Here is a 23,365-nt window from a genome sequence, read left to right on the forward strand (position 1 = left end):
TGGTCTCCCCAATTCGCTGTAAAGGTTTGGTGAATCGAGCGAGCTGATCAGTAGCTAAAGCATCCCCTTTTCATCACAAGAACGCAATAGTGCGTTTGTCTGAAAAGCGAACCGGCAGGTCGGAATTGAGTCGGCGACGGGCACGCAGCCGGCCCCGAACTAGAACATGTTGCAGACAACCAAGCAACAAAACTGTAACGTGTTCTCATGCACTATGACAGTCTTTTCATCGGCGGCAAGTGGACGACCCCTGCCGGTAGCGACCGTATTCAGGTGGTTTCACCCGCCACTGAACAGACCGTCGGCAGCGTGCCAGCGGTAACGAATGCCGATGTCGACGCTGCGGTCGCCGCGGCACGCGAAGCGTTCGACAGCGGACCGTGGGCATCGACCGACCCGCTAGAACGAGCAGAGGTGCTCACGAAGGTCGCACGATTGATTGAGCAGCGTTCGCCCGAATTGCTCGCCGCACTCACCGCGGAAATGGGCGCGCCCGCGTTAGCCGCCTTGACGCTCAACCAAATTCCCGCTGTCGCGGCCCTTGACGCGACCGCCGCATTAGCGAAAACGTTCCCGTGGAACGAGACTCGAGTAGGCCCATTTGGAACTTCCCGCGTCTCAAGGGAACCGCGCGGAGTAGTCGCCGCGATTACCGCGTGGAACGTTCCGCTTTTCCTCGCCGCGAACAAACTCGCCCCCGCGTTGCTTGCCGGATGTAGTGTCGTGCTCAAGCCGTCCCCACTCACCCCACTCACCGCCAACCTGCTTGCCGAGCTGTTCACCGAAGCCGGTCTGCCCGCCGGTGTTCTCTCGGTGTTGCCCGCCGAAGCCGAAGCTAGCGAATACCTGGCAGCCCACCCCGACGTCGACAAGGTCACCTTCACCGGCAGCACCGCTGTCGGTCGCAAGCTCGGCGCCATCGCGGGCGAAGGCCTCAAAACCGTTTCGCTCGAACTCGGCGGCAAGTCGGCCGCGATCGTGCTGCCCGATGCCGACCTCGCCGCGACCATTCCCGTCCTCGCATTCTCGGCGCTGATGAACACTGGTCAGGGCTGCGTCGCGCAAACCCGCATCCTCGCCCCGCGCGAACGCTACGACGAGATCGTCGACGCGCTCGTCGCGCATGTGTCGACCATGAAGGTTGGCGACCCGACCGATCCGGCAACCCAACTCGGCCCGCTGATCAGCGAAAAGCAGCGCGACCGCGTCGAGAGCTACATCGCGAAGGGCGTTGAGGAAGGCGCGCGCATCGTCTTCGGTGGCGGTCGCCCTGCCGATATCGACAAGGGCTGGTTCATCGAACCGACGATCTTCGCCGACGTCGACAACGCCCACACCATCGCCCAGGAAGAGATCTTCGGCCCGGTCATCGCGGTGATTCCGTACGACACCGAAGACGAAGCCGTCGCGATCGCCAACGATTCCGACTACGGCCTCGCGGGCTCGGTCTGGACCACCGACATCGATCGCGGCCTCGCCATCGCGGCCAAGGTTCGCACCGGCACGTACGCGATCAACTGGTATGCCTTCGACCCGAATTCGCCCTTCGGCGGCTACAAAAACTCCGGCATCGGACGCGAAAATGGGCCAGAGGGCCTTGATTCGTTCTGCGAGCAAAAGGCGGTACTGATGCCGATGGGCTGGACCGACTAGCCCGAGCTAGGTTTGCGGCATCTGCACCCGCAACACCGGCTGACCAGCTACTTGACCGCGCGGCGGCAGGTCGACAACATCGACCTGCCAGCCCGGCGGTAGCGCGCGCTGTAGCCGTCCGGCGACGCGATGCAGGGGCGTGCTTGAGCTTGACTCCGGTTCAGGACGAATCACCAGATCGGTCATGTGCGGCTAACCACCTCTCAGCGAGCAGCGGACCGAAGGTCGCGTCTCTCGCACGGGATTGGGGTTGGTGCAACGTGCCTGTAGCTGAGAGAAATATAAGTGACGCGAACAGTCGCGTGTGCGTGCCTCGCTGTTTCGGCCTGATCAAGCCCCATAAACGCAAAAGTCGCCCGTACCAACAAGGTACGGGCGGCTTTTTACGTAAAGACGGCGCTTAGCCCAGACGCTCCTTGAGCGCTTCGAACTCGTCGCGCACGCCCGAAGGCAGCTTGTCGCCGATGAACTCGAACCATTCCTCGATCGACGGGATCTCGTTGCGCCACTCGTCGGCGTTCACCGCGAGCGCCTCGTCGACGTCGGCGGCGACCACGTCAAGGCCGTTCAGGTCGAGATCAGCGGCGGTGGGAACGTTGCCGACCGCAGTCGACGTTGCGCCCGAACGGCCTTCAATCCGGCCGACGATCCACTCAAGCACGCGCGAGTTCTCGCCGAATCCGGGCCACAGGAAGCGGCCGTCGTCGCCACGACGGAACCAGTTGACGTAGAAGATCTTCGGCAGCTTGTTCGAGTCGGCGTTCTTGCCGAGGTCGATCCAGTGGTTGAGGTAGTCGCCAACGTGGTAGCCGAGGAACGGCAGCATCGCCATCGGGTCGCGACGGACGGTGCCGACGGTGCCCTCAGCGGCAGCGGTCTGCTCGGAGCCCATGGTGGCGCCCATGAACACGCCGTGCTCCCAGCCGAACGACTCGGTGACCAGCGGAACGGTGGTCTTGCGGCGACCGCCGAACAGGATGGCCGAGATCGGCACGCCCTGCGGGTCGTCCCACTCGGGAGCCAGCGTCGGGCACTGCGACATCGGGGTGCAGTAACGCGAGTTCGGGTGCGCGGCATGCGTTCCCGACTCAGGCGTCCACTCGTTGCCCTTCCAGTCGATCAGGTGCTGCGGATCGCCTTCGAGGCCCTCCCACCACACGTCGTTGTCGTCGGTGTTGGCGACGTTGGTGTAAACGGTGTTGCCCGCGTCGATGGTTGCCATCGCGTTGGGGTTGGAGCTGTGGTTGGTGCCCGGCGCGACACCGAAGAAGCCGAACTCCGGGTTGACGGCGTAGAGCTGGCCGTCCTTGCCGAAACGCATCCAGGCGATGTCGTCGCCCAGGGTCTCCGCGCGCCAGCCCGGGATGGTCGGCTGGATCATCGCGAGGTTGGTCTTGCCACACGCCGACGGGAACGCGGCGGCGACGTAGTAGTTCTTGTTCTCCGGCGAGATCAGCTTGAGGATGAGCATGTGCTCAGCGAGCCAGCCCTCGTCGTGGGCCATCGCCGACGCGATACGCAGCGAGTAGCACTTCTTGCCGAGCAGCGCGTTGCCGCCGTAGCCCGAACCGAACGACCAGATCTCGCGGTCCTCGGGGAAGTGGGTGATGTACTTGGTGTCGCTGCACGGCCACGGGACGTCGGCCTGGCCGTCGGCGAGCGGCGCGCCAACCGAGTGCAGCGCCTTCACGAACGGGCGGTCGGTGCCGAGCTTGTCGAGCGCGGCCTGGCCCATGCGGGTCATCACGCGCATCGAGACAACCACGTACTCCGAGTCGGTGATCTCGACGCCGAGCTTGGGGTCTTCCGCGCCGAGCGGGCCCATGCAGAACGGCACCACATACATGGTGCGGCCCTTCATCGAGCCGCGGTACAGCTCGGTCATGGTGGCGCGCATCTCGGCCGGGTCGACCCAGTTGTTCGTTGGGCCAGCGTCGGCTTCGGACTTCGAGCAGATGTAGGTGCGCGACTCGACACGCGCGACGTCGGACGGGTCCGACAGCGCGAGGAACGAGTTCGGCTTCTTCTCTTCGTTGAGCTTCTTGAAGGTGCCAGCCTCAACGAGCTGGGCGGTGAGGCGATCCCACTCGGCGTCGGAACCATCGGCCCACACGACGCGGTCAGGCTGGGTGAGCTCTGCGACTTCCTGTACCCAGGCGAGCAGTTCAGAGTGCTCGGTCGGCGCGGTGCCGTCGGATCCACGAAGACCAGGAATGGTCGCTGAGGTCATGAAAACTCTCCTGAGATGGGCGGTTGTCGAGGCTGGCAAGTGTCAAGCCATCGATCGCCACCATGGCGGGAAGACGTCTGCGTGTGCCGTTGTCCCGCGCAACCCCACAATGGACGGCGTACAGGACCGTACATGGAGGAGGGCCGCGCATCGACTTGCACGGTGCGGACGCCCAGGTTCCTGTTTAAAGATTAACGCGATGTGACGGCTGAGATGGAATCGGGTTGCCAAAGATCTACCCATGAGTGAGCGCGTCAATCAGGATATCGAGCTGATCGAGTTCGGCGATATCGGACATGCAGGCGGCGAGTTGGGCGGGAGCGTCGGCGCCTAGGCGTCGCGCGCGTAGGTCTAATTCGGTGATTTGACGGTCGATGACGACGGCGCGCGCGTTGGCATTGCGGACCACAAAATCGGCAAGAACCGTTTCCAAATCCAGCATCGCGCTCGCAACATGCTGATCTAGCTGGGCTTTTACGCTCATGAGCGCGTCGGAGGTCCACTGGGCGAGGTGGTTGCGGTCGGCGAGCTGACCACGCGCTCGCACCACCCAACCCGCCGACGCACCGCCGAGCAGCAGCGTGACCGGGACACTCGCGAAGTCGAGCGTAGGCACGAGAGCTAGGGGCGAGACGACCAATCGGCCGAGCCCAAGACCCGCCGACGCACCGAGGGCGATCATGAGGTGATCTTCGACACCACGGTGTCGGCGGTCGGGACCGTCGCCGATCGACGGGGTCGCCGTGCGCCGAAGCGGGTCGGGCGTTGGCGAGGCGACGCGGTCGGCCGTTTGGGCGACGCGCGAGTCGACCGCGGCGTCGACGCGGCCGGTTAGCTCGGCGACGGATTCGGCGAACCGCTTCGGATAGTCGCGCAGTGCGGCGCGTGAACTGCGATCGAGCTCGGCGCGCGACCGGGCGTTTAGAGCCCTTACCAGCTCGCCTACCTGTGTTGACAGCTCGACGCGAGCAAGGTGGACCTGGCTGCGCAGCGCGGCAAGATTCGTTTGCCTGCCGCCGTCGCGTTCAGCGACAAGCTCAACCCGTTCCGCGCGCAACTGAGCGAGCGCGTCACCGGACCGCAGAGCGGCGACCTGTTCGGTGACGCGAGCGCGAGTGTCGGCGAGGACTTGGGTGAGCACGGCTTTGCGACGCGCACTGACCTCGTCGGGGCTGCGCGCGGTTGATGCGGCGAGTCGCGCGTGGAGGGCCGCGACGCCGGACCGATCGAGGAGGGATGAGTCGACTACGTCGGAAATTCGCTGCGTGGTTGGGGTTAGCTGGGCACTGGTCGACGGGTCGACGGGACGCGCACCAGCCCGCGACGCCTGGGCGAGGCGCGCTGATACCGCGATGATGTCGAGGTCCGCGAATCCCCGTTCGGCGAGAATTCCCAGGTTGCGGTCGCGGATCGCGCGCCAATCGGGGTGGGCGTGGAAGCCGTTCATCGCGACAACAACCGGGTGACCGGCCGCGCGCAATTCCCCAATCAGCGTCAGCACCTGCGCGCCGATGATGCTGCCCGCGTCGAAAATGATCAGCGCGGTGATGCTCGCGGCCGAATCGGCACTTGCCCGCCCCCCGGGTTTCGCCAGGTCAAGCTGGGGAACGAACCGCGCGAGTTCGGCGCGCAGCGCGGTGGTGTTGGCATCATCGGGCGCATAACAAACAATCTGCGCCCCCGCCCCAGGCGAGTCAGCCACGCCAGCGATGTCAAGGGCCCGCAACAACGCGGCCCCCTGCGGATTCCACCGCGCAATGAGCGAAAGGTGCCGCGCGGAAACCTCACTGACCCCGCCGTCGCTATCGGCACTCGGATCGACCCCTGAGTCCGCACCAACCGGCAGTACGCGAGCCTCACCAGCCCCAAGCGCAGCGCCCGCCACCGAACCCATCACTCCCCCTACGCCGCCTTCCCCACGTCTATGGGCCTCGCTGGTCCCGCGCTCAGCGCCCGCCGTGCCACCTTCCCCACCTCTACGGGCTTCGCCGGCACCCAGCTCAGTCTCCGCTTCGCCGCCCACGGCACCCCCACGAGTCGGTGAGTGAGCATCGACAGACGCGCGCGCAATCAGCTCACCAGCCTGAGCAGCATCCCCGACGCCCACCTCAAAGCCCCGCACTGCTCAGCCGCTCCCACTGACGCATGTACCCGTTATGCACCCGCATCGCGGCCCGACGGGCCGCAGGCGGCATATCGCTCGACACCAGCGACCTCCACCGCGACGCCCGCGCCAACGCCTCGCTCGCATCAGCCGCCGACGGCGACGGGTATCCGGCCGCCAAATGGCTCACCGCAGGACACGCCAATCCGGCGCGCAACCCCATCCGCATTGCGTCGTCGCTGAACAGGTATTCCTCGACCAACACCGCGGCCGACCCCTCTTCGTCAGCTAATCCGCGCGCGGCCAATCGCACCAGCTCATCGAGCAATTCCCCACCGCGCACCGCGTCGATCTGCTCGTAGCGGCGATGCAACAGCTCGTGCAGCGGGTCAATCCCACTTGCCGCGTGCAGCACCTGCATCAGCCCCGCCGAACTCAACTCCGGCACCGCGCGCAGCGCCGAAAGCGCGCAGTCGATCCCAAATAATCCCCAACGCTCAACAAGCCGCGCACGCGCTTCCGACCCCGCGATAAACAGCTCAGTCGACAACATCGACGGCTCGTCAGCGGCAAGTTCCCGCAGCTCAGCGAGCTCTTCCGGCTCCACACTCCCCGACCGCGTACGCGCCGCCAACACCCCGATCACCGGCACAACAGGCAAGCGCAACTCGGCCGAATATCGCGCGGCAGCTTCGACAGCCGCACTCCATCTTGACCCAACAGCATCCGACTTATTAAGTGCGACAACACAATTCGTAGGCGAAAGCGCACTGAGAACGCGCCGATCAGCCTCATTGGGCGGCCCGGCAAGCACGTAAACAACAAGGTCAGCGTCGAGCACCGGGTCGCCAACCCCAGGCGAATCAACAGCCGCAGTTTCGACCGCCCCAAGCAACGCCAACGCCCCAAGCAACGTAGTGCGCCCGGTAAACGCGCGCCCAGCCACCTGCACGGTCAACGGCCGTCGCCGATGCGTGAGCGCCGCCCCGATACGCGCCCCAATCGCCGGGTCGCTGCCACGCCCAGTCGTTAACGCCGAGATCAGTTCATCGAGATCCATGTTCGACAACCCCCTTCTCGCCCCGCATTCTGTCAGACCCCACCGACAACAAACCGAGTCAGCCAGCGCCGCAACTTGCCGTCGGGCCGCCTTGCTGCGAGCGAGCGAAATCCGAGCCAGCCGTTCGCCAAATCCACGCACGAGCACCGCATGCGACGTAGCTGCGCGCATGCTGGACAATGGACGCCGTGAACGATGCATCCAACGACGCAGCCGCAGCCAAACCTGCGCATCCGCCGCTGTCGGAGATCCCCAACGACGCAGGGCGTCGCTCGCTCACCGGTTCACGCCTGTATCCGCGCGTCACGAGTTTCCGCGCGCGACGCAGCGCGCTTACCCCCAATCAGCAGGCATCTTGGGACCGCACCTGGCCCGTGATCGGCCGCGACGTCTCCAACGACGCCCTCGACGCCGACGCCTGGTTCGGCCGCAGCGCGCCGCTGGTCATCGAGATCGGCTGCGGAACGGGCACCGCCACCGCCGCGATGGCAACGGCCGAACCGCACCTCAACCTCATCGGTATCGAGGTCTATCAGCCGGGCCTCGCACAGCTCGTTCAGCAGGTCGAACGCGAGGAAATCAGTAACATTCGTCTGCTTCGCGGCGACGCTGTTGACGTGCTTGAGTCCATGGTTGCCCCGGAGTCGCTGACGGGCGTCCGCGTGTTCTTCCCGGACCCCTGGCCCAAGGCGCGCCACCACAAGCGCAGGCTGTTGCAGGCCCCCACTTTCGCGTTGATCGCGAGTCGGTTGAAGCCTGGCGGCGTGTTGCATGTCGCGACCGACCATGCCGACTACGCGGAACACATTCTCGAAGTAGGCTCGCAAGAACCGCTGCTCACCGGCCTAAACGACACCACGGGTGGCGACAGCGCGGCCAACCGCGATACGGCACCGATCGGCTTCGAACGCCCTATCACCAAGTTCGAAGACAAGGGCTTGCGTGCCGGAAGCGTCATCAACGAGTTCATATGGGGGAAGATCGACAGATGAGCGTGAGTGAGATCGCCACCGAGATGCCCGAGAGTGCCGAGGCAGGCAGTGAGGCATCAGCCGGGCCGGGTTCCGGTGGTCGGCGTGTCCTGCTTGTCTGGGATGCGCCGAACCTTGACATGGGCCTCGGCGCCATCCTCGGAGGCCGTCCCACCGCTGCTTATCGTCCCCGTTTCGACGCGCTTGGCCGCTGGCTGCTTGCCCGCACCGCCGACCTTTCCGCAGGTGGGAAGGGTCGCGTAGAGGCCGAAGCCACCGTCTTCACCAACATCGCGCCCGGCACCGCCGACGTTGTTCGCCCGTGGGTTGAAGCGCTGCGCAACGTTGGTTTCGCGGTTTTCGCGAAGCCCAAGATCGACGAAGACTCCGATGTCGACGCCGACATGCTCGAACACATCGCGCTGCGTCAGCGCGAGGGTGGGCTCGCCGGAATTATGGTCGCTTCGGCCGACGGTCAGGCCTTCCGTGAGCCGCTTGAGGCCATCGCCGCGCAAGGAATTCCAGCTCAGGTGCTCGGATTCCGTGAGCACGCGAGTTGGGCGGTCACATCCGATACCCTCGACTTTGTCGACCTCGAGGACATTCCGGGCGTGTTCCGGGAACCGCTGCCGCGGGTGAGCCTCGATTCGCTGCCCGACGAGGGCGCATGGCTGCAGCCGTTCCGGCCGCTGTCTGCGTTACTCACTTCTCGCGCTGGTCAAGGAGTCGCTTAAGTGTTCACCCGCTGGGGCGATCTGGTCTATCGGTTCCGTTTCGCCGTCATCGGTGTTGTCGGAGCTGCCCTCCTCGCGCTCGGAGGCTATGGGTTCGGGTTGGAAAACCACCTGAGTTCCAGCGGCCTTGACGACCCGGGTTCGGAGTCATCGCAGGCCGCGCGCATCGCCGACGCCGCGTTCGGGCGCAACCACGACTCCGACATCGTCGTGATGTACAACGCGCCAGAGGGCAAGACCATTGACGATCCGCAGCTCTCAGCTGCTGTCGTCGAAAACCTCAGCGGGCTCGCCGCGAAGTACCCGGATTCGGTCGACAGCATCGTCGGCACGTACTGGCGTGTCGGCAACGCGCCAGCGGTCCCGTCGACGTTCGGGTCGAAGGACAAGAAGCACGCCTTCGCGGCCATCCGCCTCAAAGGCAACAACGACACTGAGACGCTGCGCAGTTACCGCGCGACCAAGGACGCGTTCAACGTGGCAGGCGTCGACACCGAGGTGTCGGGCTTGCAGGGCATGGCTGGCACGCTCAACGACACCATCGCCCACGACACCAAACGCATGGAATTGCTGGCGATTCCGGCTGTCGGCGTGCTGCTGTTTTTCATCTTCGGTGGCATCGTCGCCGCCGCGTTGCCGCTGATCATCGGTGGTCTCACGATTCTTGGTGCCAACGGCATCATCATGGCGTTGACCAACTTCACCGAGGTCAACTCGTTTGTCAGCGGCGTCGTTTCGATGATTGGCCTCGGTCTCGCGATCGACTACGGCCTGTTCATCGTGAGTCGATTCCGTGAGGAGTTGGCCGAGGGTTACGACACGCGCGCCGCCGTTCGTCGTTCGGTGATGACCGCAGGTCGCACCGTCGTTTTCTCGGCGACGATGATCGTCGCGAGTCTCGGCGGCATCCTGTTGTTCCCGCAGGGTTTCCTTCGGTCGATCGCGTACGGCACCATCGCGACGGTCACGCTCGCCGCCCTCACGTCGATCACGATCCTGCCCGCGATGCTGGCGATTCTCGGCCCGCGCGTCGACATGCTCGGCCTCAAGCGCTTCCGCAAAGACAAGACCGCCGAGGAAATCGAGAACGGTTTCTGGGGCAACATGACCCGCTGGGTGATGAAGCACCCGCTCAAGATCGCTATTCCGATCACGATTGGTCTGTTGCTGCTCATCATCCCGGTCAAGGACCTCGCCTTCGGCGGTATCAACGAGAAGTACCTGCCGCCGGACAACTCGACGCGACTCGCGCTTGAGCACTTCTACGAAGTGTTCCCGATGAAGAAGACCGACCCGATCGAGATCATCTTCACCGGCGAAGACACCAAGGCCATCGGCACTGTTTTGAAGCAGGTCAATCAGGCTCCCGGCCTGGTCAGCCCGTTCGGCGTGCCGTCGTCGCCGCGTGACGATCGGTCGATTTGGCGCACGTCAGCCACGCTCGTCGACTCGAACAACGCCGATCAGACCATCGATTACCTGCGCGCGATCGAAGTGCCTGACGACATTCAGATGTATGTCGGCGGTCAGCCCGCGATCCAGAAAGACAGCATCGACGCGCTGCTCAAACGCATCCCGTTGATGATCGCGCTCGTTCTGCTCGTCACGACCGTGCTGATGTTCCTGACGTTCGGCTCGCTCGTGCTGCCGATCAAGGCCGCCGTGATGAGCGCGCTGGGCCTCGGCTCCACGCTTGGCATTCTGACCTGGATCTTCATCGACGGTCACGGCTCGGGCATCCTCAACTTCACCCCGCAGCCGATTAGCGCGCCGGTGCTTGTGTTGATCATCGCGATCATTTACGGCCTGTCGACTGACTACGAGGTGTTCCTGCTGTCGCGCATGGTCGAAGCGCGCGCTGAGGGCGCGTCGACCACCGAAGCCGTGCGCATCGGCACCGCGCAGACCGGCCGCATCATCACCGCGGCCGCGCTGATCCTGCTCGTCGTGACCGGCGCGTTCGCGTTCTCCGATCTGGTGATGATGCAGTACATCGCCTACGGCATGATCGCTGCGCTGTTCATCGACGCGACCGTCCTGCGCATGCTGCTCGTCCCCGCGATCATGAAACTGCTCGGCGACGACTGCTGGTGGGCGCCGAAGTGGATGAAGCGCATCCAGGAACGCATCGGCCTTGGCGAACCGATCCTCGACGACGAGCGTCCGCAGAAGGGTGCGGTCGTCGACTTGGTGAAGACCACCCCGATCACCGACCCGCCGACGATGCAGATGACGGCCGTCCCCGACAGCAAGTTGGCGCGCACCCCGCGTCGTGTGCGGACGGTCGCCGAGATCGAGGCGAACGCGCCGACGCAGCGAATGGAAGGCGAAAAGCCGTCCCGCCGCCCGGTCTCCCCCGACCCAACGCGCCCCCGCGCGGCAATGCTGTCGGACAACGAGTCAACCCAGGTTTTACCCGCGATCACCGACGATGCACCGAACCCGACCGCGGGCCCGTCGACCCCAGCCCCCGGTAGCGCCGCAGGACCGCACCCAAGCGGCCTGAACCTGGGCCCCCACGGCAGCGCGCCGCTGGACGGTTCGACGCCGGATGGTCCTGGCGGTTCGCACCCGAACGACCCCGGCGCCTCCAACCCCGCGAACTTGGGCGGTCACAACGTCCCCGCGGACGGGTCCGTGGGCACGTCGGGCCCGACCCTGAACCTCGGTGGTTCCCATGCGCCGAGCACCGCCGCACGCCCTCCGCGCGGGTCGGCCCGCATCCAACCTCCCGCCGGATTCTCGACTCCACTGGCGGGCGTCTCGGAACCGACTGCGGCACACCAGGATTCGCCTCGCGACCTGCCCTCGGTGACGCCCCGACTAGCGGACAACGCCGAACATGACGACGCGACCCCGGCCAATGCCAGCGGTCGGCCAGACGCCGCCCCGACGGGGGACTCGGCCTCTCACCAGCTAAACATGCTGGGCAACAACACTTTTGCTCCCGACAATGCGCGCACGCCAAGCCCCCGGGCAAGCATCTCTGACGCGTTCGGCGCGTACACGCCGCCCGTGCCCCACCCGTCGGACACCTCGCGTCCAGACGCGACCCTCGGGAATTTCACGCCCCCTGACGCACCGCAAGCGCCAGATTCCGTGACCCCGAGCGCCGACTCACTGCGACCGGAAACCGGCGCGGCGAACGCACACGGGCAGCACGCAGGTCTTTCGCCCACGGACCCCGCACCGGGCTTCGCGCGAACTGACCCGTCGCACGCAACTTCGCCAAGCAATGCGGCGAACCGCTTGGGCGACTTGCCAACTCGCAACCCCGAACACCGCTCTCCCGAACCGTTCAACGCCTTCGGCAACCCCACGCAGGCGACGCGGACCCCCGAGCCTGGCACGTTTACTTCCGCCGCTCAGGAACCCGAGGCCCGACAGGGCGAGCCCACCCCGACCCGCTTTAGCTCGGACGTGCCGGCGCGAGACGGCCTGCCTGGCGAGTCGGCATCGAACGGCACGAACCCGTTCACATCAGCCCCGGCACACGACGCACTGCGCGACGAGTCAGCGCTGAACCGCACGAACCCATTCGGCCCCGCAACCCCGGGCCCCGGGTTCGGCGCACCTGCGAGCACACGCAACTCCGAGTTCGGCGCACCTGCGAGCACCCCCGACTCCACGTTCAGCTCGCCGACTAGCGCACCCAACTCCCAGTTCGGCGCACCCACGGGCGCTCCCGACTCCGCGTTTGGCGAAGTCCCGACTCCACCAAACTCCCCATCTGGCACGCCTTCGAACGCACCCAACTCTCAACCGGCGGGACGCGAATCGGGCCCAACCACACCGGGTTTCGCAACGAATGAACCCCCCGCGCCCGGCTTCCAGCCGGTGACCTTCGAGCCGCGTCCCCCGATTCGCCTCGAAGACCTCGACCAGCCCAACGGCTTCGGTACACCGAGCGCACACACCCCGGCCGACCAGGACTGGACGGCGCCCGCTGACGCACCAATCTCGGAGCGCCCCAACAACTTCGGCCACCCGCCGACCCTCCCCGGCTTCACCGCGATCGACCCCAACGATCCGACGCCGACAATGGAGCCCACCCCGGCGGTCTCCCCCGACGCACCCGAGCACACCGCCGCGCCGGAACCGCGTACGGAATGGCAAGCCCCCGAAGGCTTTACGCCAGTTGGCTCGACCCAGTCGGACCCGGACGACCAGTCACGCAACGAGATCGAAAACTGGATGGCCCAACTCCGCTCATCCCGTCGTGGCGCGACCCTGGACGAGGGCCGCCACCACGGCGCCGAGGGCCGCACAGTGAGCGTGAACGAACTCCTCCGCCGCCGCGAGGACGACGACGCACCCGAATAACAAGATCACCACGCTGTGGCGGCGGCAACGCCCAAGAGCCTTCCGCCCCCACAGCGTGCTGATCACCCGCCCAACCCCGCACCGCCCCGATCCACACGCCTGACCCCGCGCCCAACACGGCCCCAGCGCAGATCGCCACGCTGACGCACACGTCGATCCACGTGCTCGCAGCCGGGGCGACGCCGCCCACCCCACAAGATCACCACGCCTTGGTGGCGGCGTCGGCCGAGAGCCTTCCGCCCCCACAGCGTGCTGATCACCTGACCAACCCCGCACCGCCCCGATCCACACGCCTGACCCCGCACACAACAAGATCACCAGGCTCTCACGGCGAAGTTTGCCCCCAAATTTCAACCACCACAGCCTGGTGATCTTGAACCAACCGCGAAGCAACCCCTAAAGGCGCCCAAATGCGCGGCGCAGCTGCGTCATCAACGGGTACTTCGCCGTTACCGAACCCCATCGAATTCGCCCATGCACCACCAAATGCAGTGGGCCGATCGGGGGGCCCGTCCGTACCCGGTTGTTCACCCCGGACCCGATCAGTTCAAGGCCGTTCAAATCAACGGTCGCCGCTGGCGGGACAATCAGCGTGAGGCCCGAAAGGTAGTCGTCAACGGCGATTTCGACGATCTGGGTCTGCATCACCGCCTCGGTGAAGTCCAGTTCGATGCTCGACATCAGGTTGTGCAAATGCAGCACCGGCGGCACCTGCCACGCCCCTCGACGGTGCACACTCGACAGTCGACTGCGGATCATCGTCGGATCCGTGCCAACGGGCGTCGCGCGACGGGCCGGGCGCGGCATCGCAGCAGGCTGCGGCGCACCGTGTACGCGCATGCCAGGCAGGTCAACGAGGACAACGTTCAGTTCGCCACGCGTCTTCGCCGCGAGCGCGCTGTCCATTCGTTCGGTGAATTCGCCTAGCGACAGCATGCCGAGCCCCACCGCGCGTTGCAGCAACTGTCCGACGTGTTCGCGTTCTGCATCCGAAACCCGCAGGTCACGGTCTCCGACGGCCGGAGCTGTCGAAACGGAGAGGAATTCTGGACCACCCATAACAGAAGGCTAGGTCCACGCCCACCCACCGCGCATCAGGGCATTCCCCCAATTCCTACGCCGACTATTCCAGCCCCTGCTCAATCGCATACCGCGTCAGTTCCACCCGGTTCCCCAATTGCAGCTTCCGCAACGTGGCCTGCACATGGTTCTCCACGGTCCGATGCGACAAACTCAACCGCGACGCGATCTGCTTCGCCGAAAGCCCCTTCGCCACCATCCGCAACACCTCGGTTTCGCGGTCGGTGAGCGCGGGCCGATGCGGTTCACCCGCGGGCGCCGACGCCATCCGCCGATATTCCCCGAGCACAAGCCCAGCGAGCCCCGGCGTAAAAACGGCCTGACCAGCGGCAGTAGCGCGCACAGCGTCAACCAACTCGCTGGCCGAAGCACTCTTCACCAGGTACCCGATTGCCCCAGCTTTGATCGCGTCGAGCACGTCGTCGCGCTCCGCCGACGCCGACAGCACAAGCACCCGACTTTCCGGCGAAACTCGCAGCACCTCGGCCGTCGCCCCCGCCCCGTTCCCGTCGGGCAGCTGCATGTCCATCAAAACCACATCCGGTCGAACCGCACCCGCGCGCCGCCCAGCCGCCCCAACACTGTCGGCGGTCGCGACAACGGAAAACCCCGCTTCGGTGAGGTCGCGCGACACCCCCTCCCGCCACATCGGGTGATCATCAACAACCATGACGGTGATCAAAGCGAGCCTCCTACCTGGTTTCGCGGAACCCGGAACTCCCATTCGGTTCCATCATCATCGCTGGTCAAGTCCGCACTTCCGCCGAGGTCGGCAATGCGCCCGACGATCGACCGCGAAACCCCCATCCGCCCTTCGGATTCCGCGACAGCAAGGCGCCCGGCAGGAATCCCAACCCCGTCATCGCGCACGCTGACCACGACCTCGACCCCGTAATCCTCAAGCAGCACAAACGCTTTCGCACCAGGCCCAGCATGCAACGCGACGTTCGACAACGCCGTAGCAACCGCCGCCGCAATCTCACCACCGCACGAACGCGCGACCATCACCGAATCCCCAGGCGTGGCAACAGAAACCGACGGCGACGCGAACGCGGTCAGCAACGGACGAAGATCAACTTCAGCCGAAGAATCATCCCCGTCAACCCCTTGCTCAGAAATCAACACCCGCAGCGCGATCTCCTGCTCACCGGCAAGAGACGCCAATTCCGCAGCGCCACCGCCGATTTCGCCACCGCGTCGCTTGATATAGGCAAGCACCTGCAACACCCCATCATGCACCTCACGCGCCAACCGTTCCCGCTCCCGCGTCGCCGCACTCAACCGCATCGCCCGCTCGACCTGCGCGTGCGCGCGCCGCGCGGTGTTCGCCGCCAACCCGAGCGCGAGCCCAACCGACACCAAAACCGGCGCGGTCGCGTCCGCCCACACGTCTTGGCCCCACTGCCCACGCACCGTCACAACGACGGCCGCCATGAACAATCCCGAAAGCACACCCCCGACCGGACCGAGCAAAATCGCAACGGAGATAACGGAATTGGCGATCCACAACGTGGTCGGCAACGTCTGGTGACCGTGATAGAAGTCGTAATCGGCAACCAACCGCGTCGAACAAATCAGCGCGACCGTCACCACCTGATCCCCAACAACAACCCACACGCGAATCCGCCGCGCGGCAGCCGGGAAATACCACTGCGAAAGCAGCAACGCCGAGATACAAGACCACGCCGCGAGCACCCCAATGAGCGCCCAACTGAGCCCAGGATGCGTGTAATACCGCACCGAAGCAACCTGCTGACCGAGCGCGTACAGCAGCGTGACCAGCCGAAACGCCTGCGCCGCCCGCCACAGCGGCGCGGTCGCGGCTTCGGCTCCGCTCAACTCAGCTGTGTGGGTCCGCATCCTTGTTCTCGGCTAGTTTTTTGGCGACGTCGAAGTTCTCGCGCGGAACAACCTTGTCGGGCTCGGCGGCGAAAAGTCGACGGTCATCGCCACCGATCAGCTCGCCATACGCCTCGTCGGGACTGTCCGCGAGCAAATAGCGCACCGCCGTGTTACCAACCGCGATCAACGGCACCGCGAGCAACGCCCCAGCGATCCCGCCAACAACCAATCCAGCGGTGATCGCGAGAACGACAGCGAGCGGATGAATGCTAACCGCACGCCCAAGCAAAAGCGGTTGCAGCACATGACCTTCGAGCTGCATGACCGCGATGATGATGCCCAACACGATCAGCGCGGTAACCGGCCCCTGGGTCACCAACGCGATAAACACCGCGACGAACCCGGCGAAAAACGCGCCGATAATCGGAATGAACGCGCTGATGAAAACCAGCGAAGCGAGCGGAAGCGCAAGCGGCACATGCAAAATGGCGAGCCCAGCGCCGATGCCGATCGCGTCGACAGCAGCCACAACCACCGTCGCGCGAACAAACCCAACGAGCGTGTCGAACCCTAATTCGCCTGCGGTACGCACTTTTTGACGATGCGGCGTCGGGACAATCCGGGTGACGAACGTCCAGATCTGGTCGCCGCCGTAAAGGAAGAAGATCAGGATGAACAGGATCAGGAACGCGCCGGTGAGGATGTGCCCGATCGCGGTCGCGGTGGTGAGCGCGCCCGAGGTGAGCCCGTCGCGGTTGTCCTGAATCGCGCGAACGATCGCGTCGCCCGCGCTGCGAATCTGCTCGTCACTGAGATGCGGCGGCCCGTTGATGAGCCAGTCTTGCACCTTGTGCACGCTGTCGGTGACCTCGTTCGACAGCACGGGCACACCAGCCACGAACTGTTCAACGACGAACGTCAAGATGCCAGCGAGCAGCCCAATCGACCCGACCAGCGCGACAAAAACGCCAAGCGAACGCGGGATTCCCACCCGCTGTAGCCAGTCGACTAGCGGTGCGAGCAACGCGGCGCCAAGCAACGCGATCGCGAGTGGAATCACCACCGACGCGAACTTCTGCACAATCATCCCCAGCGCGAGCAACGCGGCGAAGATAATCAGCAATCGCCATGACCACGCCGCCCCCTTGCGGACAAGCGGATGCACGGCTTCAGCGTCGGAATTTGCCTGCTGCTCGGTCACTCGCTAGAGCCTATCGGTCAAGCCGCTAGATTGGTTGTCGTGTCAGCGCCTTTGGAAGCGAACCCAACCACAGCACCAGCGTGGTTGGACGTGGCAGGGAGCGCGCTATGACCTCTGGAGTTGGGTCGCTGGAAGCGGTCAAACAGACCATGCGTACGCGCTGGCCGCTGTATTTGACCTCGGTGCTGCTCGCCAACGCGTTCGGTGCCGTGCTGGTCTGGGCGTTTATTCAGTACGGCCTTCCTGTGCCCGAAGGCGACCCGGATGGGGTGCGCAAGACCGGTTTGTTAGCCCCGGTTCTGGTCTTTGGCGTCGCCGCCGCGTTCGCGATCGCGGCTGCCGCACTGATGTTGCGCCCGGTGATGCGCTGGCAGATGCGCGGCGGTCCGCCAACGCGCACCGAGCAGATGGCCGCGCTGCATGTGCCGTTGCGTCAGTCGATCGTGCACCTTGTGTTGTGGATCATCGGCGGTGGCGTGCTCGCCGTGATGATCATCGCGGAGACGCCGGAACTCGCGGGCGCGGTGATCGTCACCGAGTGCATGGCGGCGACGATCGTGTTCGGCTTCACCTACATGCTCGGCGAACGCATCCTGCGTCCGGTCGCCGCCGAAGCGCTCACCGAGGGCAATTTCGACCACACCCTCACGCCAGGCGTCGGTACGCGCATGGCGATGACCTGGGGTTTGGGCACGTTCGCGCCGACGATCGCGATCGTGCTGCTGTGCGTCACCCAGATCACCTCCGACGTGAAGTTCTCGGCGAAGTCGCTCGCGATCTCGATCGTGCTGCTCTGTGGCGTTGTGATTTTGCAGGCCCTCGCGCTTTCGATGCTCACCGGTTCGTCGATTTCCGACCCCGTCCGCCAGCTTTCGCAAGCCATCAACCGGGTCCAGGCGGGCGCGCGCGACGTGCAGGTCGAGGTGTACGACGGTTCGGAAATCGGCCTGTTGCAGGTCGGCTTCAACCGGATGATGGACGAAGCGGCGAAACGCCGTCGCTTGCAGGAGCTGTTCGGCCAGCACGTCGGCGAGGACGTCGCCCAACGCGCCCTCGATTACGGCACTGAGCTGGGCGGTGAGACGCGCTACGTCGCGGTCCTGTTCGTCGACATGGTCGGCTCGACCGCGGCCGCCGCCGAACGCCCACCGACCGAGGTCGTGAGCCTGCTCAACGAGTTCTTCCGCGTTGTCGTCGACGTCATCGACCGCCACAACGGCTTCGTCAACAAGTTCGTCGGCGACGCCGCCCTGGCGATCTTCGGCGCCCCGCTCGACCGTCCCGACGCACCAACCGCCGCCCTCGCCGCTGCCCGCGAACTCCGCGAAGCCCTGCGCGCGGTCACCACGCTCGACGTGGGAATTGGGGTCTCGGCAGGGTTGGCCGTCGCGGGCAATATCGGCGCTGCCAACCGCTTCGAATACACCGTGATCGGCGACCCCGTCAACGAGGCATCGCGGCTGACCGAACTGGCCAAAGATCATCCCGGCCGCGTCCTCGCTTCGGGCAGCGCGCTGTACTTCGCCGACGAAAGCGAGCAAGAACATTGGGACACCGGCGAAGAAGTTCAGCTGCGCGGCAGACGAAGAAAAACGCGGTTGGCGTGGCCGAAGCCCAGTTCCGATGTCGATCCGGCAACCGACTAGTTACCCCCGCGTTCGCTAGGCTTGAACAGTGACGGCCGACGGCGACCTAGCGGGCGATCCTTTCCCGTCCCCGAGCACTTGGCGGCGCCGGTTTTGGTGGGTCAAGTGGGTGGCCGCTGTTGTTGTCGCGGTGTTGCTCGTCGGCGAAGGCTGGTATTTGTGGCCGCGACTGCATGAATCGTGGGGCGCGCTCACCGAGATGCACTGGGGTTGGTTCGCGGCTTGTATTGCCGCACAAGCACTTTCGATGAGCGGATTCGCCCGCGTGCAGAAGCAGTTGTTGCATGCCGGCGGGGTCGACGTGAGCCAGGGCAAGTCGCTTGCTGTGGTTTATGGCGCGACGGCGATGTCGTTGACGCTGCCCGCTGGCCAGGTGTTTTCCACCGCGTTCACCTACCGCCAGACTCGCCGCTGGGGTGCCAGCCCGCTCGTCGCGTCGTGGCAGCTGGTGTTTTCCGGGGTGGTCGCGGCGGTTGGGCTCGCGATGTTGGGCATCGCCGGTGCCGCGCTTGTCGGTAACCGCATTGGTGCGAACCTCATCGTCACCGTTGTCGCCCTCGCCGCGCTTTTGCTTGTTGGCAACTACCTGTCACGTCATCCTGGCACGCTCGAAACCGGGTTGCGGAAGGTGTTGGCGCTGGTCAACCGCTTGCGCAAGAAGCCAGCCGACCACGGCATCGCGAAACTTGCCGAGCTGCGCGCGCAGTTGGAATCGGTCGACCTTGGCAAACGCGACGCCGCGCTCGTCGGCCTGTGGGCGGTCGTCCACCGACTCGCTGACGTCGCGTGCCTGGGCTTCGCCTGCTACGCGATCGGGGGCGAACCGAAGCTGTCGGGGCTGCTCATCGCGTTCACGGCGGCCAAGGCGGCGGGCTCGATTCCGTTCGCGCCCGGCGGGCTGGTGTATGTCGACGCGACGCTGATCTACGGCCTCACCGCGGGCGCGGGCCTTGCGGCATCGCAGGCGGTGGCGGCGACGTTCGTCTACCGGTTGGTCAGCTTCATCCTGGTCGCGATCGTCGGCTGGATTGTCTTCGCGTTCCTGTTCCGCACCCCACACGCCGACGATGAGGCGTTGGAAGAGGAGTTCAAGCAGCAGCGGAGGATTTGAGCAGCAACAGCGCTCGCCAACCAAGCAGGAAAACCGCGAGAACCGTGGCCGCGACGATGATGAAGCTGACCGCGGTCCCCTGCCCGCTCACCACCCGCAACAGCATTCCGCCGACGAGCGTGCTTGCCCAGATGATGACCCCACCCGGAACAAGCGCGGTAGGCACGACCTTGGCGACCGCGACAACGAGCACCCAGCCAACAATGAGCCCAATTGCAAACGGCCACACTGTCTTTAGCAACCCAGTGAGCACCGCTTCATCATGACTCCGTCGCCCAATCGCGCAGAACACAACGACAAGCGCAAGGTCGACTCCGAAGGGCCAAAATCTCTTCACCACGTCAGGCTATCGGGTAGCGATCACGGCTCAGGCGCGGCGAGCGACTTCAACATCACCGCGGCCATGCGCGACGTGGCGTCGCCGCTGTCGACGTCGGAGATGTGGACGGCGAAAACGAGGTCGCCCATCGAAGCAAGCAACCAGCCGTCCGAACCGCCCGTCGCGGGGTAGGCCGCGATGTCGCGGAATCCGCGAATCGCCGCCGTTTCCGGCCGGTTCGCCCCTTCGGCCATCATCGCGTGCAGCCGGTCGACCGCCGGTTTCGGCAGCGCGGGCACCTGCGTCGTTGCCGTGCTCGGCTGACCGTTGACGATCATCGGCGGCACAACCGACCCGCGCGCGATGGCGGCGGCGGCGATCGCGACCCCGAACGGACTCGCCATCACCGCGTCTGACGCCGCGCCCTGGCGAACCTGCTCGGTGCTGCGACCCGATGAGCTGACGCGCCCGGTGACCTCGTCGAGTCCGTGCACGTTGAAGTCGACGCCAACGCCGAGCGCCGTCGCGGCTTCGGCAGCTTCCTGTACCGAAACATCCTGTGGCGCTTTGTTTTTCGTCGCGGCGGCAACGGCCTTAAACAGTTCCATCAGCCCGCCAGCCGGATGCAGCCCGGTAAACGCGACCGGCCCCTTCTCCGTGGCGTAGCTGTTCTGCGCCACCGCGACGAGCGCGCCCGTAGACGGCTGAATCGCGACAATGCTTGCCGCCGTTGGCGAACTAACAACCGCGTCCTCGGCCGCGTGCTGCAACCGTTGATCGAGCGTCGCGGCGATATCGGGCGCGGCAGGACCCTGGTAACCAGCGATCTGGCTGACGAACTTGCCGTCGGGTTCGAAGATCTGCACACCCCAACCGGCAGTGGCGTCTTGGCTGTCTTTCCACACGTTGCGCAGCGCGTCGAGCATCGGCGACCACGTGCGACGGTCAGCGGAGATGAGCTTGGGCTGCTTCTCCATCACGACGCCGGCGATTTTGGCCATGCGCGGTTCGAGAATCTCAAAGTCGCCGTCGCGCAGGTTGACCGCGACGATTGGCTTGCCCTGCGAAGCAGCGAGCTGCTGCATGAGCGAAGGCCCGGTGATCAGCGGCGCGACCGGTTCGATGGCGTCGGAGAGCGCGTTCGTTGTCGCGACGAGGTCGCCGGTCTTGCTCGGGTCGACCTTGATGACGTTGAGGGTCTGCTCGGTCATCAGCGGCGCGCCAGCCAAATCGGTGACCTTGGGCGGCGGGGAAGCCATTGTGCGGACGAGTTTTACCGTGCGGTTGTTGGCCAATTGCGGCATGACGACCGAGGGATCCCACGAGATCCGCCACCCGATCCCGAGTTTTTTGACCGTGCCTTGAAGTGTGTAATTCCAGTCTTTGTGCTCGCCGAAGTTCCAGCCGACATTGAGGCTGAAAATGGCCGATTCGGGGTCGAGGTTGATAACTTGCGACTGCTCGTAGTCGACCTTGCCCGACTCAAGACCTTCGAACATTTGCTTCATGGTTGCCGAAGCGGCAGCCGGGTAGGAGGTGAGTTCGGCGGCCTTCGCATAATCTTTGTCGTCGAGCAGGTCGACGAAACGCTGCACAACAGCTTCTGAGTCAGTCGGTTTCGTGCCAACACCGCACGAGCACAACGCCATAACCAAGGCTGCTACCCCGGTGGCCGCCAATGCGCCGCGGACGCGAAAGCGGCGGGATCCCCACACATCCATATCGCCCACTCTTCACTCTCGCCCCTCCAGTACCAAATCAACGGTACCGGAAATCAACCGTCTCCGATGTCGCCAACAACTGCCTCTCCAACGGTACCTAGCGGGGCCGACAGCTGTGTGAATCCCGCATAATCCGGCGATTCAGCCCGAGGATACCCAGCCCTTCGACAAGCTAACCGCCGGGGTCGTCGCCGTCATCAGAACTCCATATATCCGGCTACGGGCAGGTTCGCTCGCGGGTTGCCAGCCGACCGGTTCGTCGGATATCGCGCTGGCACCCGGCGCTAGACTGCCGCTATGGCTGCTCCCATCCTCGTGCTCAACGGTCCGAACTTGAACATGCTCGGCACCCGCCAGCCGGAGGTTTACGGCGCGGCGACGTTGGCCGACGTGGTCGCCTTGTGCGAGGAAACGGCCGCCCGTTTCGGCCAGACGGTCGAGGCCTTTCAGTCGAATCATGAAGGCGCGCTGATTGATCGGATCCACGAGGCGCGAGGCAACGTGTCGGCGATCGTGATCAACCCAGGCGGCTTAACCCACACATCGGTTTCCCTGCGCGACGCTTTGGTGATCCCGGAAGTCCCGATAGTCGAGGTCCACATCTCAAATGTGGCTGCCCGCGAACCTTTCCGCCACCACAGCTACGTCTCCCCGATCGCAACCGGGGTAATCGCGGGCCTGGGCATCCAGGGCTACGCGGCGGCAATCGAGTTTTTGGCGCGCACGTAGCGTCGATTCAAGATCACCAGGCTCTCCGGGATTTTTCTACTCGACGTTTGTTTACCTCAGAGCCTGGTGATCTTGATTCGGGCTTTACGTCAAGCGGAAAATGGGGAAACCCGGGGCGATTCCGGCCAATTCTTCATCGGTCGAGTCCTTCGTGATGCCCTCGAAGAACTTGCCAACCTCCCAGCCCCAATTCTTCAGGTACAGGCGCAGCAGCGGGACCTTCAGTTCGTCGGCGACCTCAATCCCCTTGAACGACTCGATCTTTCGACCGAGGCGCAGCTCGCCTTCACCCGCGACGCGCAGGTTGCGGACCCACTGCGTATGACCGCGCGGGGCAACCAGGTAGCGGTTGCCGTCGTCGGCGGTGAGCACGTTCACCATCGTCGTGCGCCACTCGCCGCTCTTGCGACCGCGCACCGCGAGCAGTCGCGAACCCGCCACGCTAATGCCAAGCTTCGGTAGCAGGTTGAAGAACTTGTTCATCATCGGCTCGATGCGACCTGCGGGGCGGATGTAGCGAGTTGCGTTGTCCATGACGTTCACTCCCAAACTGTGAGCACTGCTCTCTTTGTTGAACTAAGTATGCGACCGCCGAAACCCAAATGCAAGAGCACTGCTCACATTTCCCGAAATATCGGATT

Annotated in this window: 18 protein-coding genes; 7 read left to right on the forward strand and 11 right to left on the reverse strand. The window is 64.8% G+C overall.

Annotation, left to right across the window (positions count from 1 at the left end):
• Window positions 1-207 precede the first annotated feature (207 nt).
• On the forward strand, window positions 208-1,653 hold the full coding sequence (locus tag IEX78_RS12970; protein ID WP_188829142.1) for an aldehyde dehydrogenase: 1,446 nt from the start codon (window positions 208-210) through the stop codon (window positions 1,651-1,653).
• 6 nt (window positions 1,654-1,659) lie between these two features.
• On the opposite strand, the gene IEX78_RS12975 is transcribed toward IEX78_RS12970, so the two are convergent.
• The 4 genes from IEX78_RS12975 to IEX78_RS12990 form a co-directional block, all read right to left on the reverse strand.
• Window positions 1,660-1,839 (reverse strand): hypothetical protein, encoded by a 180-nt coding sequence (locus tag IEX78_RS12975; RefSeq protein WP_188829143.1) that lies wholly within the window; start codon window positions 1,837-1,839, stop codon window positions 1,660-1,662.
• Window positions 1,840-2,053: 214 nt separating this feature from the next.
• Complete coding sequence (locus tag IEX78_RS12980) at window positions 2,054-3,883, reverse strand: phosphoenolpyruvate carboxykinase (GTP) (RefSeq protein WP_188829144.1); 1,830 nt, start codon at window positions 3,881-3,883, stop codon at window positions 2,054-2,056.
• Between the two features lie 235 nt (window positions 3,884-4,118).
• Window positions 4,119-5,777 (reverse strand): hypothetical protein, encoded by a 1,659-nt coding sequence (locus IEX78_RS12985; RefSeq protein WP_229683922.1) that lies wholly within the window; start codon window positions 5,775-5,777, stop codon window positions 4,119-4,121.
• A 214-nt stretch (window positions 5,778-5,991) separates the two neighbouring features.
• Window positions 5,992-7,047, reverse strand: coding sequence for a P-loop NTPase family protein (locus tag IEX78_RS12990; protein WP_188829145.1), 1,056 nt, complete (start codon window positions 7,045-7,047; stop codon window positions 5,992-5,994).
• Window positions 7,048-7,226: 179 nt separating this feature from the next.
• Here IEX78_RS12990 and trmB point away from each other — a divergent pair, with 179 nt between their 5' ends.
• Genes trmB through IEX78_RS24740 form a run of 3 tightly spaced genes read left to right on the forward strand, consistent with a single transcriptional unit; the run spans window position 7,227 to window position 13,075 of the window.
• Window positions 7,227-8,039, forward strand: a complete 813-nt coding sequence (trmB, locus tag IEX78_RS12995; RefSeq protein ID WP_188829146.1) for a tRNA (guanosine(46)-N7)-methyltransferase TrmB — start codon at window positions 7,227-7,229, stop codon at window positions 8,037-8,039.
• The gene (locus IEX78_RS13000; protein WP_188829147.1) at window positions 8,036-8,752 is read left to right on the forward strand and encodes an NYN domain-containing protein; all 717 of its coding nucleotides are present in this window, start codon (window positions 8,036-8,038) and stop codon (window positions 8,750-8,752) included. The genes trmB and IEX78_RS13000 overlap by 4 nt, the downstream gene beginning before the upstream one ends.
• On the forward strand, window positions 8,753-13,075 hold the full coding sequence (locus IEX78_RS24740; RefSeq protein WP_373291580.1) for an MMPL family transporter: 4,323 nt from the start codon (window positions 8,753-8,755) through the stop codon (window positions 13,073-13,075).
• Window positions 13,076-13,471: 396 nt separating this feature from the next.
• Here IEX78_RS24740 and IEX78_RS13010 read toward each other — a convergent pair whose 3' ends face one another.
• The 4 genes from IEX78_RS13010 to IEX78_RS13025 all read right to left on the reverse strand — a co-directional run bounded on the left by IEX78_RS13010 (window position 13,472) and on the right by IEX78_RS13025 (window position 17,198).
• On the reverse strand, window positions 13,472-14,134 hold the full coding sequence (locus IEX78_RS13010; protein WP_188829148.1) for a DUF1707 SHOCT-like domain-containing protein: 663 nt from the start codon (window positions 14,132-14,134) through the stop codon (window positions 13,472-13,474).
• 64 nt (window positions 14,135-14,198) lie between these two features.
• Window positions 14,199-14,879: a response regulator gene (locus IEX78_RS13015; RefSeq protein WP_188829149.1), complete on the reverse strand. Its 681-nt coding sequence runs from the start codon at window positions 14,877-14,879 to the stop codon at window positions 14,199-14,201.
• Window positions 14,834-16,015 carry a MacS family sensor histidine kinase gene (macS, locus tag IEX78_RS13020; RefSeq protein ID WP_188829150.1) on the reverse strand — a complete coding sequence of 394 codons (1,182 nt, stop codon included), beginning with the start codon at window positions 16,013-16,015 and terminating at the stop codon, window positions 14,834-14,836. Before macS ends, IEX78_RS13015 begins: the two co-directional genes overlap by 46 nt.
• On the reverse strand, window positions 15,996-17,198 hold the full coding sequence (locus IEX78_RS13025; protein WP_188829151.1) for an AI-2E family transporter: 1,203 nt from the start codon (window positions 17,196-17,198) through the stop codon (window positions 15,996-15,998). Before IEX78_RS13025 ends, macS begins: the two co-directional genes overlap by 20 nt.
• A 149-nt stretch (window positions 17,199-17,347) precedes the next feature.
• Here IEX78_RS13025 and IEX78_RS13030 point away from each other — a divergent pair, with 149 nt between their 5' ends.
• Both IEX78_RS13030 and IEX78_RS13035 read left to right on the forward strand, forming a co-directional pair.
• Complete coding sequence (locus IEX78_RS13030; RefSeq protein WP_188829566.1) at window positions 17,348-18,844, forward strand: adenylate/guanylate cyclase domain-containing protein; 1,497 nt, start codon at window positions 17,348-17,350, stop codon at window positions 18,842-18,844.
• 28 nt (window positions 18,845-18,872) lie between these two features.
• Complete coding sequence (locus IEX78_RS13035; protein ID WP_188829152.1) at window positions 18,873-19,955, forward strand: lysylphosphatidylglycerol synthase transmembrane domain-containing protein; 1,083 nt, start codon at window positions 18,873-18,875, stop codon at window positions 19,953-19,955.
• Here IEX78_RS13035 and IEX78_RS13040 read toward each other — a convergent pair.
• Both IEX78_RS13040 and IEX78_RS13045 read right to left on the reverse strand, forming a co-directional pair.
• Window positions 19,933-20,292, reverse strand: a complete 360-nt coding sequence (locus IEX78_RS13040) for a DUF3054 domain-containing protein (protein ID WP_188829153.1) — start codon at window positions 20,290-20,292, stop codon at window positions 19,933-19,935. The two genes, IEX78_RS13035 and IEX78_RS13040, sit on opposite strands and share 23 nt — an antisense overlap.
• Before the next feature lie 23 nt (window positions 20,293-20,315).
• Window positions 20,316-21,869, reverse strand: coding sequence for an NTF2-like N-terminal transpeptidase domain-containing protein (locus tag IEX78_RS13045; protein WP_229683923.1), 1,554 nt, complete (start codon window positions 21,867-21,869; stop codon window positions 20,316-20,318).
• A gap of 423 nt (window positions 21,870-22,292) precedes the next feature.
• On the opposite strand from IEX78_RS13045, the gene aroQ reads away from it, so the two are divergent.
• The gene (aroQ, locus tag IEX78_RS13050; RefSeq protein WP_188829155.1) at window positions 22,293-22,724 is read left to right on the forward strand and encodes a type II 3-dehydroquinate dehydratase; all 432 of its coding nucleotides are present in this window, start codon (window positions 22,293-22,295) and stop codon (window positions 22,722-22,724) included.
• An 84-nt stretch (window positions 22,725-22,808) separates the two neighbouring features.
• Here aroQ and IEX78_RS13055 read toward each other — a convergent pair whose 3' ends face one another.
• Window positions 22,809-23,258 (reverse strand): nitroreductase/quinone reductase family protein, encoded by a 450-nt coding sequence (locus IEX78_RS13055; RefSeq protein WP_188829156.1) that lies wholly within the window; start codon window positions 23,256-23,258, stop codon window positions 22,809-22,811.
• Window positions 23,259-23,365 lie beyond the last annotated feature (107 nt).

It is taken from the genome of Nocardia camponoti (assembly GCF_014646135.1).
In the GTDB taxonomy this organism is placed as follows: Bacteria; Actinomycetota; Actinomycetes; order Mycobacteriales; family Mycobacteriaceae; genus Nocardia; species Nocardia camponoti.

What these genes read in the sequence shown, in the direction of transcription:
- IEX78_RS13030 (WP_188829566.1), top strand. Translation starts at nt 17,348, where the DNA reads ATGCGTACGCGCTGGCCGCTGTATTTGACCTCGGTGCTGCTCGCCAAC.
- trmB (WP_188829146.1), top strand. Translation starts at nt 7,227, where the DNA reads ATGGACGCCGTGAACGATGCATCCAACGACGCAGCCGCAGCCAAACCT.
- IEX78_RS12970 (WP_188829142.1), top strand. Translation starts at nt 208, where the DNA reads ATGCACTATGACAGTCTTTTCATCGGCGGCAAGTGGACGACCCCTGCC.
- IEX78_RS12975 (WP_188829143.1), bottom strand. Translation starts at nt 1,839, where the DNA reads ATGACCGATCTGGTGATTCGTCCTGAACCGGAGTCAAGCTCAAGCACG.
- IEX78_RS12990 (WP_188829145.1), bottom strand. Translation starts at nt 7,047, where the DNA reads ATGGATCTCGATGAACTGATCTCGGCGTTAACGACTGGGCGTGGCAGC.
- IEX78_RS13010 (WP_188829148.1), bottom strand. Translation starts at nt 14,134, where the DNA reads ATGGGTGGTCCAGAATTCCTCTCCGTTTCGACAGCTCCGGCCGTCGGA.
- macS (WP_188829150.1), bottom strand. Translation starts at nt 16,015, where the DNA reads ATGCGGACCCACACAGCTGAGTTGAGCGGAGCCGAAGCCGCGACCGCG.
- aroQ (WP_188829155.1), top strand. Translation starts at nt 22,293, where the DNA reads ATGGCTGCTCCCATCCTCGTGCTCAACGGTCCGAACTTGAACATGCTC.
- IEX78_RS13000 (WP_188829147.1), top strand. Translation starts at nt 8,036, where the DNA reads ATGAGCGTGAGTGAGATCGCCACCGAGATGCCCGAGAGTGCCGAGGCA.
- IEX78_RS13055 (WP_188829156.1), bottom strand. Translation starts at nt 23,258, where the DNA reads ATGGACAACGCAACTCGCTACATCCGCCCCGCAGGTCGCATCGAGCCG.
- IEX78_RS13015 (WP_188829149.1), bottom strand. Translation starts at nt 14,879, where the DNA reads ATGGGAGTTCCGGGTTCCGCGAAACCAGGTAGGAGGCTCGCTTTGATC.
- IEX78_RS12985 (WP_229683922.1), bottom strand. Translation starts at nt 5,777, where the DNA reads ATGGGTTCGGTGGCGGGCGCTGCGCTTGGGGCTGGTGAGGCTCGCGTA.
- IEX78_RS12980 (WP_188829144.1), bottom strand. Translation starts at nt 3,883, where the DNA reads ATGACCTCAGCGACCATTCCTGGTCTTCGTGGATCCGACGGCACCGCG.